Source organism: Mesorhizobium sp. M0437 (assembly GCF_040321335.1).
GTDB lineage: Bacteria > Pseudomonadota > Alphaproteobacteria > Rhizobiales > Rhizobiaceae > Mesorhizobium.
This window is the reverse complement of sequence record NZ_JAMYRK010000008.1, coordinates 18831-34955: the sequence shown is the minus strand read 5'-3', so window position 1 is coordinate 34955 and position 16125 is coordinate 18831. Positions and strand designations below refer to the sequence as shown.

The 16125-nt window shown below is 62.2% G+C and carries 20 protein-coding genes; 14 read left to right on the top strand and 6 right to left on the bottom strand.

From position 1 onward, the window contains the following. Positions 1-235: 235 nt before the first annotated feature. The gene (locus NKI72_RS07655) at positions 236-1267 is read right to left on the bottom strand and encodes a LacI family DNA-binding transcriptional regulator (protein WP_352832603.1); all 1032 of its coding nucleotides are present in this window, start codon (positions 1265-1267) and stop codon (positions 236-238) included. Between the two features lie 134 nt (positions 1268-1401). On the opposite strand from NKI72_RS07655, the gene NKI72_RS07650 reads away from it, so the two are divergent. From NKI72_RS07650 to NKI72_RS07640, 3 genes are read left to right on the top strand one after another with little or no spacing between them, the layout of a single operon-like run. Then, positions 1402-2532 (top strand): fatty acid desaturase family protein, encoded by a 1131-nt coding sequence (locus tag NKI72_RS07650; RefSeq protein WP_352850020.1) that lies wholly within the window; start codon positions 1402-1404, stop codon positions 2530-2532. Between the two features lie 40 nt (positions 2533-2572). After that, positions 2573-2887 carry a MocE family 2Fe-2S type ferredoxin gene (locus tag NKI72_RS07645; RefSeq protein WP_023677524.1) on the top strand — a complete coding sequence of 105 codons (315 nt, stop codon included), beginning with the start codon at positions 2573-2575 and terminating at the stop codon, positions 2885-2887. A 2-nt stretch (positions 2888-2889) separates the two neighbouring features. Beyond that, positions 2890-4119 (top strand): NAD(P)/FAD-dependent oxidoreductase, encoded by a 1230-nt coding sequence (locus tag NKI72_RS07640; RefSeq protein ID WP_352832667.1) that lies wholly within the window; start codon positions 2890-2892, stop codon positions 4117-4119. A gap of 33 nt (positions 4120-4152) precedes the next feature. Here NKI72_RS07640 and NKI72_RS07635 read toward each other — a convergent pair whose 3' ends face one another. The 5 genes from NKI72_RS07635 to hslV all read right to left on the bottom strand — a co-directional run bounded on the left by NKI72_RS07635 (position 4153) and on the right by hslV (position 8297). Continuing rightward, the gene (locus NKI72_RS07635; RefSeq protein ID WP_352832598.1) at positions 4153-5112 is read right to left on the bottom strand and encodes a DUF1402 family protein; all 960 of its coding nucleotides are present in this window, start codon (positions 5110-5112) and stop codon (positions 4153-4155) included. 182 nt (positions 5113-5294) lie between these two features. Continuing rightward, on the bottom strand, positions 5295-6608 hold the full coding sequence (hslU, locus tag NKI72_RS07630; RefSeq protein ID WP_254815924.1) for an ATP-dependent protease ATPase subunit HslU: 1314 nt from the start codon (positions 6606-6608) through the stop codon (positions 5295-5297). A gap of 4 nt (positions 6609-6612) precedes the next feature. Then, entirely contained in the window at positions 6613-7209 is a 597-nt protein-coding gene (locus NKI72_RS07625) for a DUF2585 domain-containing protein (RefSeq protein ID WP_352832596.1), read from the bottom strand. Between the two features lie 4 nt (positions 7210-7213). After that, positions 7214-7756, bottom strand: coding sequence for a GNAT family N-acetyltransferase (locus NKI72_RS07620; protein ID WP_352472585.1), 543 nt, complete (start codon positions 7754-7756; stop codon positions 7214-7216). Then, entirely contained in the window at positions 7746-8297 is a 552-nt protein-coding gene (gene hslV / locus NKI72_RS07615) for an ATP-dependent protease subunit HslV (protein ID WP_352472584.1), read from the bottom strand. Before hslV ends, NKI72_RS07620 begins: the two co-directional genes overlap by 11 nt. Before the next feature lie 225 nt (positions 8298-8522). Here hslV and hisB point away from each other — a divergent pair, with 225 nt between their 5' ends. The 11 genes from hisB to NKI72_RS07560 all read left to right on the top strand — a co-directional run bounded on the left by hisB (position 8523) and on the right by NKI72_RS07560 (position 16118). After that, entirely contained in the window at positions 8523-9122 is a 600-nt protein-coding gene (gene hisB / locus NKI72_RS07610) for an imidazoleglycerol-phosphate dehydratase HisB (protein WP_352472583.1), read from the top strand. Positions 9123-9126: 4 nt separating this feature from the next. Continuing rightward, positions 9127-9600 (top strand): DUF2628 domain-containing protein, encoded by a 474-nt coding sequence (locus NKI72_RS07605; protein ID WP_352813974.1) that lies wholly within the window; start codon positions 9127-9129, stop codon positions 9598-9600. A gap of 1 nt (position 9601) precedes the next feature. Beyond that, the gene (gene hisH / locus NKI72_RS07600) at positions 9602-10252 is read left to right on the top strand and encodes an imidazole glycerol phosphate synthase subunit HisH (RefSeq protein ID WP_023677533.1); all 651 of its coding nucleotides are present in this window, start codon (positions 9602-9604) and stop codon (positions 10250-10252) included. 3 nt (positions 10253-10255) lie between these two features. After that, the gene (locus tag NKI72_RS07595; RefSeq protein ID WP_352472581.1) at positions 10256-10546 is read left to right on the top strand and encodes a DUF1330 domain-containing protein; all 291 of its coding nucleotides are present in this window, start codon (positions 10256-10258) and stop codon (positions 10544-10546) included. 2 nt (positions 10547-10548) lie between these two features. Then, positions 10549-11298: a 1-(5-phosphoribosyl)-5-[(5-phosphoribosylamino)methylideneamino]imidazole-4-carboxamide isomerase gene (gene hisA, locus NKI72_RS07590; protein WP_352472580.1), complete on the top strand. Its 750-nt coding sequence runs from the start codon at positions 10549-10551 to the stop codon at positions 11296-11298. Next, the gene (locus NKI72_RS07585) at positions 11295-12131 is read left to right on the top strand and encodes an arginase family protein (protein WP_352813970.1); all 837 of its coding nucleotides are present in this window, start codon (positions 11295-11297) and stop codon (positions 12129-12131) included. The genes hisA and NKI72_RS07585 overlap by 4 nt, the downstream gene beginning before the upstream one ends. Next, positions 12128-12922: an imidazole glycerol phosphate synthase subunit HisF gene (hisF, locus tag NKI72_RS07580; RefSeq protein WP_352814122.1), complete on the top strand. Its 795-nt coding sequence runs from the start codon at positions 12128-12130 to the stop codon at positions 12920-12922. Before NKI72_RS07585 ends, hisF begins: the two co-directional genes overlap by 4 nt. Before the next feature lie 36 nt (positions 12923-12958). Then, entirely contained in the window at positions 12959-13285 is a 327-nt protein-coding gene (locus NKI72_RS07575) for a phosphoribosyl-ATP diphosphatase (RefSeq protein ID WP_352451663.1), read from the top strand. 18 nt (positions 13286-13303) lie between these two features. Next, positions 13304-14263, top strand: coding sequence for a type I pantothenate kinase (gene coaA, locus NKI72_RS07570; protein WP_352451662.1), 960 nt, complete (start codon positions 13304-13306; stop codon positions 14261-14263). A gap of 77 nt (positions 14264-14340) precedes the next feature. Further along, on the top strand, positions 14341-15348 hold the full coding sequence (locus NKI72_RS07565; protein ID WP_352454814.1) for a glycosyltransferase family 2 protein: 1008 nt from the start codon (positions 14341-14343) through the stop codon (positions 15346-15348). Continuing rightward, the gene (locus NKI72_RS07560; protein WP_352813969.1) at positions 15348-16118 is read left to right on the top strand and encodes a class I SAM-dependent methyltransferase; all 771 of its coding nucleotides are present in this window, start codon (positions 15348-15350) and stop codon (positions 16116-16118) included. The genes NKI72_RS07565 and NKI72_RS07560 overlap by 1 nt, the downstream gene beginning before the upstream one ends. Positions 16119-16125 lie beyond the last annotated feature (7 nt).

The following is a 16125-nucleotide window of genomic DNA, read 5'->3' as shown; positions in this document are numbered from 1 at the left end:
CCGATTGCCATTTTTGGTTCCAGAGGCATTTGCCTGAAACAGATCTTCCGGAACGAAAGAACCAAAATGCTCAGATGGTGAAATATTTATTCCATTTCGCGTGGGCGTCAAGCGAGATTTCGCCATGAGGAATGGATTTTCGGCATTTCGAGCGCTTTTGGACGGACGCTCAGGCAAGCGAGGCCTGAAAGCATTCTGATAGATTACATCATGTCTGCCGCCGATGACCGCGACGTCAGATGTTTTCTGGCAGATAAATGTCGAAGGGCAGAAAGGTCTGGCCCGGCGCATTCGCAGCGCCGGTCTCGATGGCATGCGCCATCAGCCCGACAAGCTCGCGGCAAAGCGCCGCCAGTGGCGTCGAGATCACCATGGTCAGGAAATTATCTGCCAGCGCCGCGCGGGAGTCGGGCGTGATCTCGTTGCAGACGACCGCCGGCATCTCAGCCGGCTTTGCCTCCCTCAGCGCCGAGATCGCGCCTTCCATGCCGCCACCGGCGACATAGCAACCGGCGAGATCAGGGTGCCGGGCCAGAAGCTCGATCATTGCATCATGCGTGATCTGGTTCGCTTCCAGATTGACCAACGTCTCGAGGAGAGTGAATTCCGGCGCCTGCTCGCGAAAGAAGGAGCGAAAACCGATCTCGCGAAGCTCATGGCCATGGAAGCGATGGCTGCCGACGAAGAGGGCAACCTTGCCAGGTCTCTTCGCGGCCTTCGAGATCATCCAGGCAGCGGTGCGGCCGACCTTGCGATTGTCCAGGCCAACATAGCCCTCGCGAATACCGGACGCAAAGTCGGAAAGCAGGGAGAACACCGGTACGCTATTGGCTTTGAGAGCCTCGACGGCGACCGTCAGCGTCGGGTGATCAGGCCCGACCAGGGCGACGGCCCTGGATTTGGCGGCCAGCTTGCGCATCCGCTCGACGATCTCGTCCGGCGCCAGCGAAGCGGCGAAGTCGATGGTGGCCACGCCGCGAAAGCGCGGCGACTGCGATACCGCCAGTTCAAGCTCGCGGGCAAATTCGCTGTAGAAGACGTCCTCCCGCCTCAACAGCAGGAACCCGAGCCGGTATTCGGGCAATTCATGGCGCATCCGCTGCTTGATCAATCCGGCTGCGTGATAGCCGATGCTGGTCGCGGCCTCATAGACGCGGCGCGCGGTTTCCTCGCGCACCGGCAAGCGGTTGTTCAGCACTCGATCGACGGTGGCAACGCTGACCCCCGAAATGCGCGCCAGGTCGGTGATCGTCGGGCGTTTCGCCATCGCTGCCTCATTCCACTGTTTGGCCCTTTTACACCATTCTGATGGAAAATGATAGAAACTATCTTTGTGATATTGAGCCTATCAGGGCTCGGCGTTATTTTGAACGCTGACCGAATATGATCGAGGCCTCCGCTATGGTGGATATTGGACTCCGAACCGGGAATACGAGCTCCGCAGCAGCGTCCCGACGCGACTACAGCCTGATCGGCCGCGACGCGAAGCTTGCCGTCGAGAGCGGGCTGGCGGCGGCCGAGTGGTATCACACCGACGTGCCGCGCAAGCAGATGAAGGAGCTGATGCAGCGCTCCGACGGCCCGGCGATCCGCGACACCATCATCTGGCTCGGCACCATGATCCTCAGCGGCGCCGGCGCCGCCTGGTTCTGGGGCAGCTGGTGGTGCGTGCCGTTCTTCTTCGTCTACGGCGTCCTCTACGGTTCCTCCACCGACTCACGCTGGCACGAATGCGGCCACGGCACCGCTTTCAGGACGCAGTGGATGAACCACGTGGTCTATCAGGTCGCCTGCTTCATGATTATGCGCAACCCGGTGACCTGGCGCTGGAGCCACACGCGACATCATACCGATACCATCATAGTCGGCCGCGATCCGGAGATCTCGGTGATGCGTCCGCCCGATCTGCTGCGCGTGGTGCTCAACTTCGTCGGCATTCTCGACGCCTGGCATGCGATGAGCGACATGCTGCGCAATGCAGCCGGTATCGTCAGTCCGGCCGAAAGAACCTTCATTCCCGACCAGGAGCAGCCGAAGGCAATTCGCATTGCCCGCATCTGGACGACAATCTATGCCGCGACCATTGCGCTGGCGCTCTATACCGGCTCGTTCCTGCCGCTGATGCTGGTCGGGCTGCCCAGGCTTTACGGCGCGTGGCACCATGTCATGGTCGGCCTGCTGCAGCATGGCGGCCTGGCTGAAAACGTCACCGATCACCGGCTCAACAGCCGCACCGTCTACATGAACCCGATAAGCCGCTTCATCTACTGGAACATGAACTACCACGTCGAGCATCACATGTTTCCCATGGTGCCCTATCACGCGCTGCCCAGGCTGCACGAACTGATCAAGCACGATCTGCCGGCGCCGACACCATCCATCCTGGCCGGCTACCGCGAGATGATACCGGCTTTCCTGCGCCAGCTGCGCAATGAGGATTATTTCATCAAGCGCGAACTGCCGCCGACGGCGAGGCCCTATCGCGAGGATTTCCACAGCGATAACGCTGCTGTTGCGGTGGCTGCCGAATGACAAGCCCATGCCAAGGCACCAAACATCGAGGGACCCGTAAATGAGCGACTGGGTCGAGGCCTGTGACGCCGAGGACATCGACGAAGAGGACGTGATGCGCTTCGACCATGGCGGCCGCACCTTTGCCATCTATCGCAGCCCCGACGACGAGTATTTCGCCACCGACGGGCTTTGCACGCATGAGAAGGTGCATCTGGCCGACGGGCTGGTCATGGACGACATCATCGAGTGCCCGAAGCACAATGGCCGCTTCAACTACAAGACAGGGGCTGCCAGGGGCGCGCCGGTGTGCGTCGATCTAAGAACTTATCCGGTCAAAGTCGACGCCGGCAAAGTCCTTGTCCGGATCGGTTGATGATGACGAAGGGAATGGTCATCATCGGCGCCGGCGAATGCGGCGGGCGCGCCGCCCTTGCGCTGCGCGAGCTCGGCTATGATGGCCCGGTGACGCTGGTCGGCGACGAGCCGCATCTGCCCTATGAGCGCCCGCCGCTGTCGAAAGACGCGATGGTTGCCGACGCGCCCCTGATCAAGGCGATCGCCAGCGACGCGATCCTGGCCGAGCGCTCTATCCGGCATATCCATTCGGTTTTGGCTGTGGCGATCGACCGCACGGCGCATGTCGTGCGCCTGTCCGACGGTTCCGCCCTGGCCTACGACAAGCTCCTGCTGGCGACCGGTTCGGTGCCGCGCAAGCTGCCTATGCCGGGCCTTGGCGGGCGCTGCGTCTACCTCCGGACCTTCAACGACGCGCTGGCCATTCGCGCCCATCTCAGCGCCGGAAATCGCATCGCCATAGTCGGCGGCGGCTTCATCGGGCTTGAGCTTGCCGCGGCGGCACGCAGACTGGGTGCCGCGGTCACCATCATTGAGGCGCAGCCGCGCATCTTGATGCGCGGCGTGCCAGCCGAGATCGCTGAGGTCATCCATCAGGCGCATGAAGCGGAAGGCGTGAAAATCCTGTGCGGCGAGGGCATCGCCGCCATTGCCGATGATGGCGCCGAAGTGCGCATCGCGCTCGCCGGTGGACGCGACATTGTCGCCGATCTAGCCGTGATCGGCATCGGCGCCGTGCCGGTGACCGGACTTGCCGCGGAGGCGGGGCTGACCGTCGACAATGGCATCGCCGTCGACGCCGAGCTTCGCACCAGCGACCGGGATGTCTTTGCCGCCGGCGATTGCTGTTCGTTTCCGCTCGCCATCTATGGCGGCCGGCGCGTGCGGCTCGAAGCCTGGCGCAACGCACAGGAGCAGGGCGCGCTCGCCGCAAGGAATATGCTTGGCGCCGGCGAGTTCCATGCGGCGGTGCCGTGGTTCTGGTCGGATCAGTACGGCCTGACCTTGCAGATCGCCGGCCTGTCGGACGAAGGCCGCAGCATCGTGCGCCGCGACCTCGGCGACGGCGCCTTCATCCTGTTCCACCTCGCCGAAGACGGCAGGCTGGTTGCGGCAAGCGGCATCGGCGCCGGCAACGCGGTCGCCCGCGACATAAGGCTGGCCGAGATGCTGATTGCGAAGCAGGCAAGGCCGGCGCCGGAAGCGCTGGGCTCGCAGGCGATCAAGCTGAAGTCGCTGCTGGCGGCATGAACGCCGCGTGGATAATTGGCCGAGCGCGTTCGGCTAAAACAGCGCCTTCAGCTCCGGCAGCTTGTCGTTGACCAGCCAGCCATAGTAATTTTCCTCGGGCAGTTTTTCCGGCTCGCCCGCAGCGCGGCGCTTGTCGTTCTCGGCCTTCAGCGCATAGGCGCGCTGTTCGGGGTTGCCGACATTGTAGAGCGTCGACGTGATGCCGGGATTGCCTGAGATGTCAAAGCCGGCAATGCTTCTATAGGCGTCGATCGACTTCCTTATCGTCGCCGCGACATAAGGCAGTGTCAGGTCAGGATCCATGATGGTCTTGTAGACCGCGTTGGGATCGCCGACGTCGAGTTCCGGCAGGCCGGAAACCTTGTGCACGAGGTCGCTCATTTGCAGCGCCGTCAGCGGATTGAGCTGGCCAAGGCCAAAAGTCTGCCCGGCATAATAAGGCTGGAAGAAAGTGGCGCCTAAGCGGTCGTTGGGAAAGCTCTCGCCGTCGACGGTCTTGCCACGGAACGACCGGTTCCACACCTGTTCGCGGCACTCCCACAGATCGTAGCTGTCGGACTTCCCTGCGCATTTCGTAAATTGCGGCCGCTGCACGAAATCGGAGATGTCCTCGCCATCATAGGCAAAGGAGAGCTTGCTCGACAGATACGAAATCGCCTTGACGTAGTAGGTCTGCAGCCGGTCGTAGGCATCGACATTGTAGGTGTGCTCGCCGACGATGGCGCCGACGATATGCATTGGGTCGATTCCATAGGCCGCGGCTGCCTGCTTGATCTTGCCGCGCAACTCGGCATCGTTCTGGAGCAGCGCAAAGACTTTGCGGTATTTCGCCTGGAAGGTGGTGTTGGTCGCCTGGGTGCGCCGGCTCGAAGCGCCCGGTATGTCGGGCTGCTCGGTGTTGCGGTTGCCCGGCGGCACCATCGTTGCCGCTTGCGCGGCGAACATGGCTGCCGCCAGCGTCAGCCCCAAAATGACGAGGATCAGTTTTTTCATGCGCCGCCGCCCAAATAGTCGCCGGCAAACTAGGTAATGCTCCACCGGGAGTCGAGAGACGCCTGCACCCGACGGGACGAAAGCTTGCCGGATGCTTCCATTTGGCCACACATCGGGAATGCTGGGCCAAATTGGGGAGGCCGGGAGCAATTCCCCGACCCTCTTCGAGAATGAAGCGTCTCCTACAGGATGAAACGCGACAAGTCCGTGTTTCTGGAGAGGTCGCCGACATGCTTCTCGACATAGGCGGCATCGATGGTCACCGAGGTGCCGTTGCGGTCCGGCGCGTCATAGGAGATATCGTCCAGCACCCGTTCCATCACCGTCTGCAGCCGCCTGGCGCCGATATTCTCGACGCTGGCGTTAAGGTCCACGGCGATGCCGGCCAACGAATCGATCGCGTCATCGGTGAAGACCAGGTCGACGCCTTCGGTCTTCATCAGCGCGATATACTGCTTGATCAGGCTGGCTTCGGTCTCGGTGAGGATGCGGACGAAATCGTCCTTCTCCAGCGCCCGCAGCTCGACACGGATCGGCAGGCGGCCCTGCAATTCCGGCAGCAGATCGGATGGCTTGGCGACGTGGAACGCACCTGAAGCGATGAACAGGATGTGGTCGGTCTTCACCGGTCCGTATTTGGTCGCAACCGTGGTGCCTTCGACCAGTGGCAACAGGTCGCGCTGGACGCCCTCGCGCGAAACACCGGCACCGATGCCGCCTTCACGCGAGGCGATCTTGTCGATCTCGTCAAGGAAGACAATGCCGTCATTCTCGGTCGATTCGAGTGCCCTGCGCACCACTTCGTCCTGATCGAGCAGCTTGTCGGACTCGTCGCTGATCAACAGCCCGTAGGACTCCTTGACGGTCGTCTTGCGCAACTTGGTCTTCTTGCCGCCCATCGCCTTCGACAGCATGTCGTTGATGTTGAGCACGCCGATATTGGCGCCCGGCATGCCGGGGATCTCGAAGCCAGGCATGCCGCCATTGCCGGTATCGGCCACTTCGATCTCGATCTCCTTGTCGTCGAGCTCGCCGTCGCGCAGCTTCTTGCGGAAACTGTCGCGGGTGGCCGGGCTCGCCGTCTTGCCGACGAGCGCTTCGAGCACCCGTTCCTCGGCGTTGATGTGGGCACGCGCCTTGACGTCCTCGCGCATCTTCTCGCGCACCAGCCCGATGGCGATCTCGACCAGATCGCGGATGATCTGCTCGACATCGCGGCCGACATAACCGACCTCGGTGAACTTGGTGGCTTCGACCTTGACGAAAGGCGCACCGGCAAGGCGTGCCAGGCGGCGTGAAATCTCGGTCTTGCCGACACCGGTCGGGCCGATCATCAGGATGTTCTTCGGCATCACCTCTTCGCGCATCTGGCCCTCGAGCTGCTGGCGGCGCCAACGGTTGCGCAAGGCAATCGCCACGGCACGCTTGGCGTCTTTCTGGCCGATGATGAAGCGGTCGAGTTCCGAAACGATTTCGCGGGGAGAGAAGGTGCTCATGTCACTAAATTCCACTTTGCCACTGCCGAATGGACTCGAACGGATGCAGCAGCATGATCACGTTGAGTGTCAGATTGTCCCGGATGAGATAGCCGACACCGAATTCGAAGATGAGGGCGAGGGTCACGATCACCCATATAGGAAACCTTCGCGCCATGACAAACCCCAGCACCATGGCCAGCGTGTCGGACACCGAATTGATGATGCTATCGCCATAATAGTCGAGCGAGATTGTGCCGGCGCGGTAGCGGTCGATGATGAAAGGGCTGTTCTCGAGCAACTCCCAGCCGCCCTCTATAACCACCGCAAAGGCCAGCCTGAGCCCGATCGGCGAGCGCGGGAAAAGGAACCACGCCAGCGCATAGAACAAGAAGCCGTGAATGATGTGCGAGAAGCTGTACCAGTCGGAAATATGCTGGGAATTCTCGGAGCTCTGCACAATGCCGTGCCACAGCTTGACATAGCCGCAGGTACAGATCGGCGTCCGCCCCATGCCGTAGAGGACCCCGGCCTGGAAGATGACCAGGCCGAGAACCAACAGAAGCCCCATTCGCCAGCTGTCTTCGTAGGCCGAGACGGTTTTGTCGCTGGATACGCTCATGCTGCTATTGCCCCTCTTTTGCCTCACCCTGTCCGGCGTCGCCCTCTGGGGCATCAATCGCCATCAGCACGGCATCGCCATATTCCGACTTCCTGCGATCGATAGCCCTGAAACCGGCCTTTTCATAGGCACGGATAGCCCGTGCATTGGCGGGGTCCGGGTCGATGATGACGCGCGGCGTACCTTCCTCGAAAAGCTGCTCGACGAACTGCCGGACGATCGCCGAGCCGTGGCCGACCCCGACAAGCCCCGGCACGCCGATCGACAGATCGATGCCGAGCGTGCCGAACGGCTGGTCGCTATAGGGATGGCCGTCCTCCAGATGCGGATCGTAGCTCTGCAAATAGCCGATGGGCTTTCCGTCGAGCTCGATAATCAGCGGCTCGACCGAAATGCTGTCGATATGCTCGCGGATCTCCGCAATCTCGGTCTCTGGGTCGTTCCACCATTCGGCGACATGCGGCTCGGCAAGCCAGCCGGCGATCATCGGCAGGTCCCTCTGGATCACCGGCCGAAAACCATAGCGGAGGCTCCGCTCAGGCGGCATCGAGGGTTTCGACGACGAAGTTGTTGTTTGTGTAGACGCAAATGTCTGACGCGATCTGCATCGCCTTGCGGGCGATCTCCTCTGCGCCCTTGTCGCTGTCCATCAAAGCGCGTGCCGCCGCCAGCGCGTAATTGCCGCCGGAGCCGATGGCCATGACGCCAAATTCGGGCTCCAGCACGTCGCCGGTGCCGGTCAGCGCCAGCGACACCGACTTGTCGGCCACCAGCATCATTGCTTCCAGCCGGCGCAAATAACGGTCGGTGCGCCAGTCCTTGGCGAGCTCGACGCAGGCACGTGTTAGCTGGTCGGGATATTGTTCGAGCTTGGCTTCGAGCCGCTCAAGCAGCGTGAAAGCATCGGCGGTGGCGCCGGCAAAACCGGCGATGACGTTGCCGCTTTTGCCGATGCGGCGCACCTTCTTGGCGTTGCCCTTCATGATGGTCTGGCCGAGGCTGACCTGGCCGTCGCCGGCGATCACCACCTTGCCGCCCTTGCGCACGGTCAGGATGGTCGTGGCATGCATGGTCAGTTCATTCGACATTTTCTGCTCCGATCAGCACCGATCCCATCGAGGCGATCGGCGCGTTACGAGTGACTTGATCGGCCATATGTATGCATAGGCCGGATGATTGCAAACCGGCCATCCGCCGGGCCGGACTGTGCTCCGCAGCGGTAACTGGCAATCGCCGGATCATGCTGCTAGAAGGCTTTCGTTTTCAGGCATGTGAACGCCTGAACCGTGCAAATCTGAGACAAGGATGAGGTCATGGCGCCCCGTTCCGCCGAGATAAGCCGCAAGACCAGGGAAACCGACATCGCCGTGTCGGTTCAGGTCGACGGCTCGGGCAAATCCGACATTTCGACGGGCGTCGGCTTCTTCGACCATATGCTGGACCAGTTGTCGCGCCATTCGCTGATCGACATGACCGTGAAGGCCAAGGGCGACCTGCACATAGACGACCACCACTCGGTCGAGGATACGGGCATCGCGCTCGGCCAGGCGCTGGCCAAGGCGTTGGGCGAGCGGCGCGGCATCATGCGCTACGCCTCGATCGATCTCGCCATGGACGAGACACTGACGCGGGCGGCAATCGATGTCTCCGGCCGGCCTTTTCTGGTCTGGAATGTTTCGTTCTCGTCGCCGAAGATCGGTACGTTCGATACCGAGCTGGTGCGCGAATTCTTCCACGCGCTGGCGCAGAATGCCGGCATCACGCTTCATGTCACCAATCATTACGGCGCCAACAACCACCACATCGCCGAGACCTGCTTCAAGGCCGTGGCGCGTGTGTTGCGTTCGGCGCTTGAGCGCGACCCGCGCCAGCCGGACGCGGTTCCCTCCACCAAGGGATCCCTGAAAGGATAGCGTCATGGCCATCTATGTCGTGATGAAGCCGCCAGGCCGCAGCGAAAGCGTGGACACTACCTTTATCCGTGACGGCTTTGCCTGGCTCGGCTTCCTGGTGCCGCCGCTGTGGCTGGCCTGGCACCGGCTGTGGGTCGAGGCGGCATTGGCGTTTGTCGCCATGGGCCTGCTCTCGATGCTAGGCGAAAGGCTGGACCTGGAAACAGCCGGCTCGCTTTTATCCCTGCTTGTCATGCTCTTTGTCGGACTGGAAGGGCAGGGCTTGCGGATCGCAGCCCTGCGCCGTCGCGGCTGGCATGAATGGGGCGTGGTCGAGGCCGACAGGCTCGACGACGCAGACCTCCGCTATGCATTGGAAGCCGATGCTCAGTCGGATGAACAACCGACGGTGCAACGCATCGTCCCAGACGCAGCACATGCCCGGTCGGCGCAGATGGGCCTGGCGCTGGGGCTGAACCATATTCCGGGAAAGCCCTGAGATGAGGGTAGCGATCATCGATTACGGGTCGGGCAATCTGCGCTCGGCCACCAAGGCCTTCGAGCGTGCCGCGCATGAAGCCGGTATTGCCGCCGCGATCGAACTCACCGCCGATGCCGAGCGGGTCAGGACCGCCGACCGCATCGTCCTGCCCGGCGTCGGTGCCTATGCCGATTGCGCCGCTGGACTGCGTGCGGTAGCCGGCATGTGGGAAGCGGTCGAGGAGGTGGCGATCGCCAAGGCTCGGCCGTTCCTCGGCATCTGCGTCGGCATGCAGCTGATGTCGGAGCGAGGCCTGGAAAAGACCGTCACAAAGGGCTTTGGCTGGGTCGCCGGCGACGTCAAGGAGATCACGCCGGCCGATCCGACACTGAAGATCCCGCAGATCGGCTGGAACACGATTGACCTGAAGCGCAAGCATCCGCTGTTTTCCGGCATTGCGACGGGTGGCAAGGGACTGCATGCCTATTTCGTCCACTCCTACCATCTCGATGCACGGAAGGAGGATGAGGTGCTGGCGGTTGCCGACTATGGCGGCCCGGTAACGGCCGCTGTCGCTCGCGACAACCTCGCCGGAACGCAATTCCACCCCGAGAAGAGCCAGGCGCTGGGCCTGGCGCTGATCACCAATTTCCTAGGCTGGAGGCCCTGAACCATGAGCAAGAAGGGCTATTGGATGGCAATGGTCGATGTCCGCGATCCCGAGATCTACAAGCGATATATCGAGGCCAATGCCGCGGCTTTCGCGAAATACGGCGCGAAGTTCCCGGTGCGCGCCGGGCGGTACACCAGCCCGGAAGGACCGGCAGGCAATCGCCACGTGCTGGTGGAGTTCGAATCCTATGAAAAGGCGCTGGAATGCTACGGCTCGCCTGAATACCAGGAGGCGTTGAAGTACAGGCTCGCCGGCTCGACCGGCCACTTTGTCATCGTCGAAGGCGCCTGAAGGTGTTTCTGTTTCCGGCGATAGACCTCAAGGACGGCAAATGCGTGCGCCTCAGGCATGGCGACATGGCGACCGCCACCATCTACAATGACGATCCCGCCGCTCAGGCGCGCGTCTTCGAAGAGCAGGGCTTCGAATGGTTGCACGTCGTCGACCTCAACGGCGCCTTCAAGGGCCAGAGCGTCAACAGCGCCGCGGTCGGCGCCATCCTGAAGGCGACGAGCAATCCGGTGCAGCTCGGCGGCGGCATCCGCACCCTGGCGCAGATCGAGGACTGGCTCGACCGTGGGCTGGCCCGCGTCATTCTTGGCACCGTGGCGGTCCGCGATCCGGATCTGGTCAGGCAGGCCTGCAAGGCATTCCCGGGCAAGATCGCTGTCGGCATCGACGCCAAGGGCGGTAAGGTCGCGGTCGAAGGCTGGGCTGAGGCCTCGAGCCTCGGCGTCATTGAACTGGCGAGGAAATTCGAGGGTGCCGGCGTCGCCGCCATCATCTACACCGATATCGACCGCGACGGTGTGCTGACTGGCATCAACTGGGACGCCACCATCGATCTCGCCGACGCGGTGTCGATCCCGGTTATCGCCTCGGGCGGGCTCGCCTCGATCGCCGACATCGTGCGCATGACCATGCCCGATGCCCGCAAGCTCGAAGGCGCGATCTCCGGCCGCGCCCTCTACGACGGCCGCATCGACCCGGCCGAGGCATTGGCGATCCTGCGTGGCAAACCGATGGCAGGGTGTGAAACGTGAAGGTCTCGATTATCGTTGCTCCCTACGACAGCGGGCACTATCACGAGGGGTGCGGCCAGGGGCCGGACGCCATCGTCGGCGGTGGGCTGGTCGAAGCCCTGACCGTGGCTGGCCATGATGTCGCCGTCGAAGATATCGGCAAGGTCGGAGACGAGCAGGGGCGCGAAATTGCAACCGGCTTCGCCGTCTGCAACGCCGTCGCGACCAAGGTTAACCTCGCCCGCGATGGAGGACGCTTCCCCATTATCCTTGCTGGAAATTGCCTGACCGCCGCCGGTGCGGTTGCCGGTGAAGCGGCGGATTCGATCATCTGGATCGACCAGCATGGCGATCTCAACACGCCGGAGACGTCGGCCTACGGCTTTCTCGACGGCATGGCGCTGGCGGCGACGCTCGGGCTCTGCTGGCATCCGATGGCGGCAGCAATTCCGGGGTTCCGGCCGATAGACCCGGCGCGCTGCATGCTGGTCGATGCCCGCGACCTCGATCCCGACGAAAAGCGACTGCTGGAAACTTTGCCGATCGTGCGCACCGAATGTGCCGGTGCACTCGATATGATCGGAAAGCTCACGGCGGCAGGGACTGTGCGGGCGCATCTGCATCTCGACCTGGATGTTCTCGATCCGGATGTGCTGCAGGTGAACCGCTACGCGCACCCGGGCGGCCCGAGTCCGGAACAGCTGCGGCAGCTTGCCTGCGGACTGGCCAGGTCAATCCCGATTGTCGGCGTGACGCTCTCGGCCTACGACCCGGCCTTTGATTCCCAGTCCGAAGTTCCGCCCGTCGTCGGCCAGCTGCTTGTCGACTTTCTTGCGGCGATCGAGAGGATCTGATGCTGAAAGCCCGCGTCATCCCCTGTCTCGACGTCAAGAACGGCCGTGTCGTCAAGGGCGTCAATTTCGTCGACCTGGTCGATGCCGGCGATCCCGTCGAAGCGGCAAAAGCCTATGACGCGGCCGGCGCCGACGAGCTCTGCTTTCTCGACATCACCGCCTCGTCGGAAAACCGCGAGACCATTTTCGATGTCATCGCCCGCACCGCCGAACAATGTTTCATGCCGCTGACCGTTGGCGGTGGCGTCCGTCAGGTCGCCGACATCAGGAAGCTGCTACTGGCCGGCGCCGACAAGGTGTCGATCAACACGGCGGCGGTGAAGACCCCAAATTTTGTCGCCGAGGCTGCCGACAAATTCGGCAACCAGTGCATCGTCGTCGCCATCGATGCCAAGAAAGTGTCCGCTGCGAGCGAGGCTGATCGCTGGGAGATATTCACCCATGGCGGCCGCGAGAAGACCGGCATCGACGCCGTCGAGTTCGCTCGGCGAGTGGTCGACCTCGGCGCCGGCGAGATCCTGCTGACATCGATGGACCGCGACGGCACCAAGGCCGGCTATGATATAGCCCTTACCCGCGCGGTCGCCGATGCCGTACGCGTGGCGGTCATCGCTTCCGGTGGCGTCGGCACGCTCGACCACCTTGTCGAAGGCATTCGCGACGGCCATGCCGGCGCGGTGCTGGCGGCGTCGATCTTCCATTTCGGCACCTACAGCATCGCCGAAGCCAAGCTGCACATGGCTCAGGCCGGACTGCCGATGCGGCTGGACTCGCCGGGTAATCGGTCCTAGAGCCTTTCCGGCTAAGAAGAGGCTGTAAACGCCGTCATGACCGAGTTCTCGCTCTCCGATCTGGAGAAGATTATTGGCGAACGCGCACGTTCCGGCGATCCGGATTCGTGGACGGCCAAGCTCTTTCAGCGTGGCATGAGCAAGGCAGCGCAGAAACTCGGCGAAGAGGCAGTCGAAACGGTGATCGCAGCCGTCAGCGCCGACCGGGACGCGCTTGTTTCGGAAAGCGCCGATCTCATCTATCATTGGCTTGTCGTTCTTGGCGTAGCGGGCATTCCGCTGAGCGATGTGCTCAACGAGCTTGAACGCCGCACCGGTCGTTCGGGCATCGCCGAAAAGGCGTCTCGGCTGGACCGGGGCTGATCGCTGCGGAGGAACTCGATGGACCAGCTCGCTCCTACCGAGAAGTATTCACCCTATCGTTTCTTCTCGGCCGAGCAATGGTCGCGGTTCCGCGCCGATACGCCGATGACGCTCACCGAGGACGAGGTCCGTCGTCTGCGGTCGCTGAACGATCCGGTCGATCTCCACGAGGTCGAGCGCATCTATCTTTCGATGTCGCGGCTGTTGTCGGCTCATGTCGAAGCCAGTCAACTCCTGTTCAGGCAGCGCCAGGCCTTCTTCAACGCGCTGGACGCGGCCAAGACACCGTTCATCATCGGCATTGCCGGTTCCGTCGCGGTCGGCAAATCGACCACGGCGCGCGTGCTGAAGGAGCTGCTGGCGCGCTGGCCGTCGAGTCCCAAGGTCGACCTGGTCACCACCGACGGTTTCCTGCTGCCGAACGAAGTCCTGCGCCGCAACAACCTGATGGAGCGCAAGGGCTTTCCGGACAGCTACGACGTCGGCGCGCTGCTGCGCTTCCTGTCCGGCATCAAATCGGCGCAGCGCAACGTCCGCGCGCCGGTCTATTCGCACCTGACCTATGACGTCATCCCGGGCGAGTTCCAGACCATCGACCGGCCGGACATCCTGATCTTCGAGGGCATCAACGTCCTGCAGCCGGGCAAGCTGCCGAAGGATGGCAAGATCGTGCCTTTCCTGTCGGATTTCTTCGACTTTGCCATCTACATCGATGCCGAGGAGGCGCTGATCCATCACTGGTATATCGCCCGCTTCATGCGGTTGCGCGAAACCGCCTTCCGCGACCCGGCCTCCTTCTTTCACCGCTATTCGCAACTTTCCGAGGATGCGGCCCGCGCCATCGCCGAGGGCCTGTGGACCAACATCAACCTGAAGAATCTGCGCGAGAATATATTGCCGACCCGCGCCCGAGCCGATCTCATCCTGCGCAAGGGCGCCAACCATCTGGTCGAGGAAGTGGCGCTCAGGAAACTGTGAAATCCCGGGACATTCCTTAAAGTCATCTTAACCCAGTCTTTCTATTGTCGGGCCTGATCTGCGGGCTCGGCAAACAAATGAATGCGCCATTCCTAAACATCGATCGGCCGGCAGCTGACCGCATCGCACGTCCAGGCAGCGGCGGCGCAACGATTGCCCTGATCGTGCCTGTCCACAATGAGGAAGGCGCAATTGCTCCATTCCTGAAGGCGGTATGCGAAAGCACCGCGCCGCTGAAGGACAAAGGCGTTGCCCTCGAGTTCATCTTCGTCAACGACGGCAGCAGCGATACGACGCTCGAAAAGCTGATCGAAGCCCAACAAACCGATCCACGCATCCACGTAATCGACCTTTCACGCAATTTCGGCAAGGAAGCCGCGATGACCGCGGGGCTCGACAGCTGCGATGCCGATGCAGCGATCCCGATGGATGTCGATATGCAGGATCCGCCGCATGTCATTCCGCTGCTTGTAGAAAAGTGGCGCGAGGGTTTTGAGGTTGTTCTGGCCAAGCGAGCCAATCGGTCGAGCGACAGCTTTCTCAAGCAGCGCTCCGCCTCGATGTTCTACCGCGTTCACAACTGGATCGCGCAGCAGAAGATCCCGCACGATGTCGGCGACTTCCGTTTGATCGACCGCCAGGTCATCCAGGCGCTGCGGTCTTTGCCCGAACGCCGTCGTTTCATGAAGGGCCTGTTCGCCTGGGTCGGGTTCCGTACCGCAAGCGTCGAATATGTCCGCGATCAGCGCATCGCCGGCCAGTCGAAATTCTCCGGCTGGAAGCTGTGGAACTTCGCGCTCGAAGGCATCACCAGCTTCTCCACCGCTCCGCTTGAAATCTGGACCTATGTCGGCGCGACGATTTCCGCGCTGTCGTTCCTCTACGGCCTGCTGATCGTCGCCAAGACAATGATCTTTGGCGTTGATGTGCCCGGCTACGCCTCCCTGCTGGTCAGTGTTCTTTTCCTTGGCGGCATCCAGTTACTCGGCATCGGCATCATCGGACAATACCTCGGCAGGGTCTACGCCGAGATCAAGCAGCGTCCGATCTACATCGTGCGCCGCAAATATGAGGGAATGAGCTGATGGAGATCGACGCCTACCGACAGATGGCCGCCACCGAAGACGAGCATTGGTGGTTCTGCGGGCGTCGCGCCATCGCCGAGGCGGTCATTCGCAGCATCGGCCTGCCTGAAAACGCGCGCATCGTCGAGATCGGCGCCGGCACCGGCGGCAACATCCGGATGCTGGAGCAGTTCGGCGCAGTGACGGCAGTCGAGATGAGCGATCTCGCGCGCAGGATTGCCTGGGAAAAGACCGGCCGCGACTTCCTCGCCGGACATCTGCCGGACAACATTCCTGTCGCGCCGCAAAGCTGCGACCTCGTCTGCCTGTTCGACGTGCTGGAACATGTCGCCGAAGACGAGGCGTCGCTTGCCGCGATCCGCCAGATGCTGAAGCCGGGCGGCGGCGTCGTCCTCACGGTGCCAGCACACCAATGGTTGTGGAGCACGCATGATGTTGGGCTGCATCACATGCGGCGCTATTCACGCAATCTGCTGCGTGAACGAATTGAAAAGGCTGGTTTCGCGATCGACCGGCTGAGCTACACAAATGCCGCGCTCTTCCCGGTAGCGGCGCTGGCACGACTGGTGGACAGGTTGCGCAGGCCGGCCTTGCCAGCCGGTCATGCCACGCCGCCGAAACCACTGAATGCAGCGATGAAGGCAGTGTTTTCGGCGGAAGGCCGCATCATACCAAATGCAAGCTTGCCCTTCGGGGTTTCGCTGCTGGCGGTATTCCGCAAGAACAGCGCCGTCGAAACCGCTCGCCCCGACGAGAAATTGGCAGCTTGACCGCGTC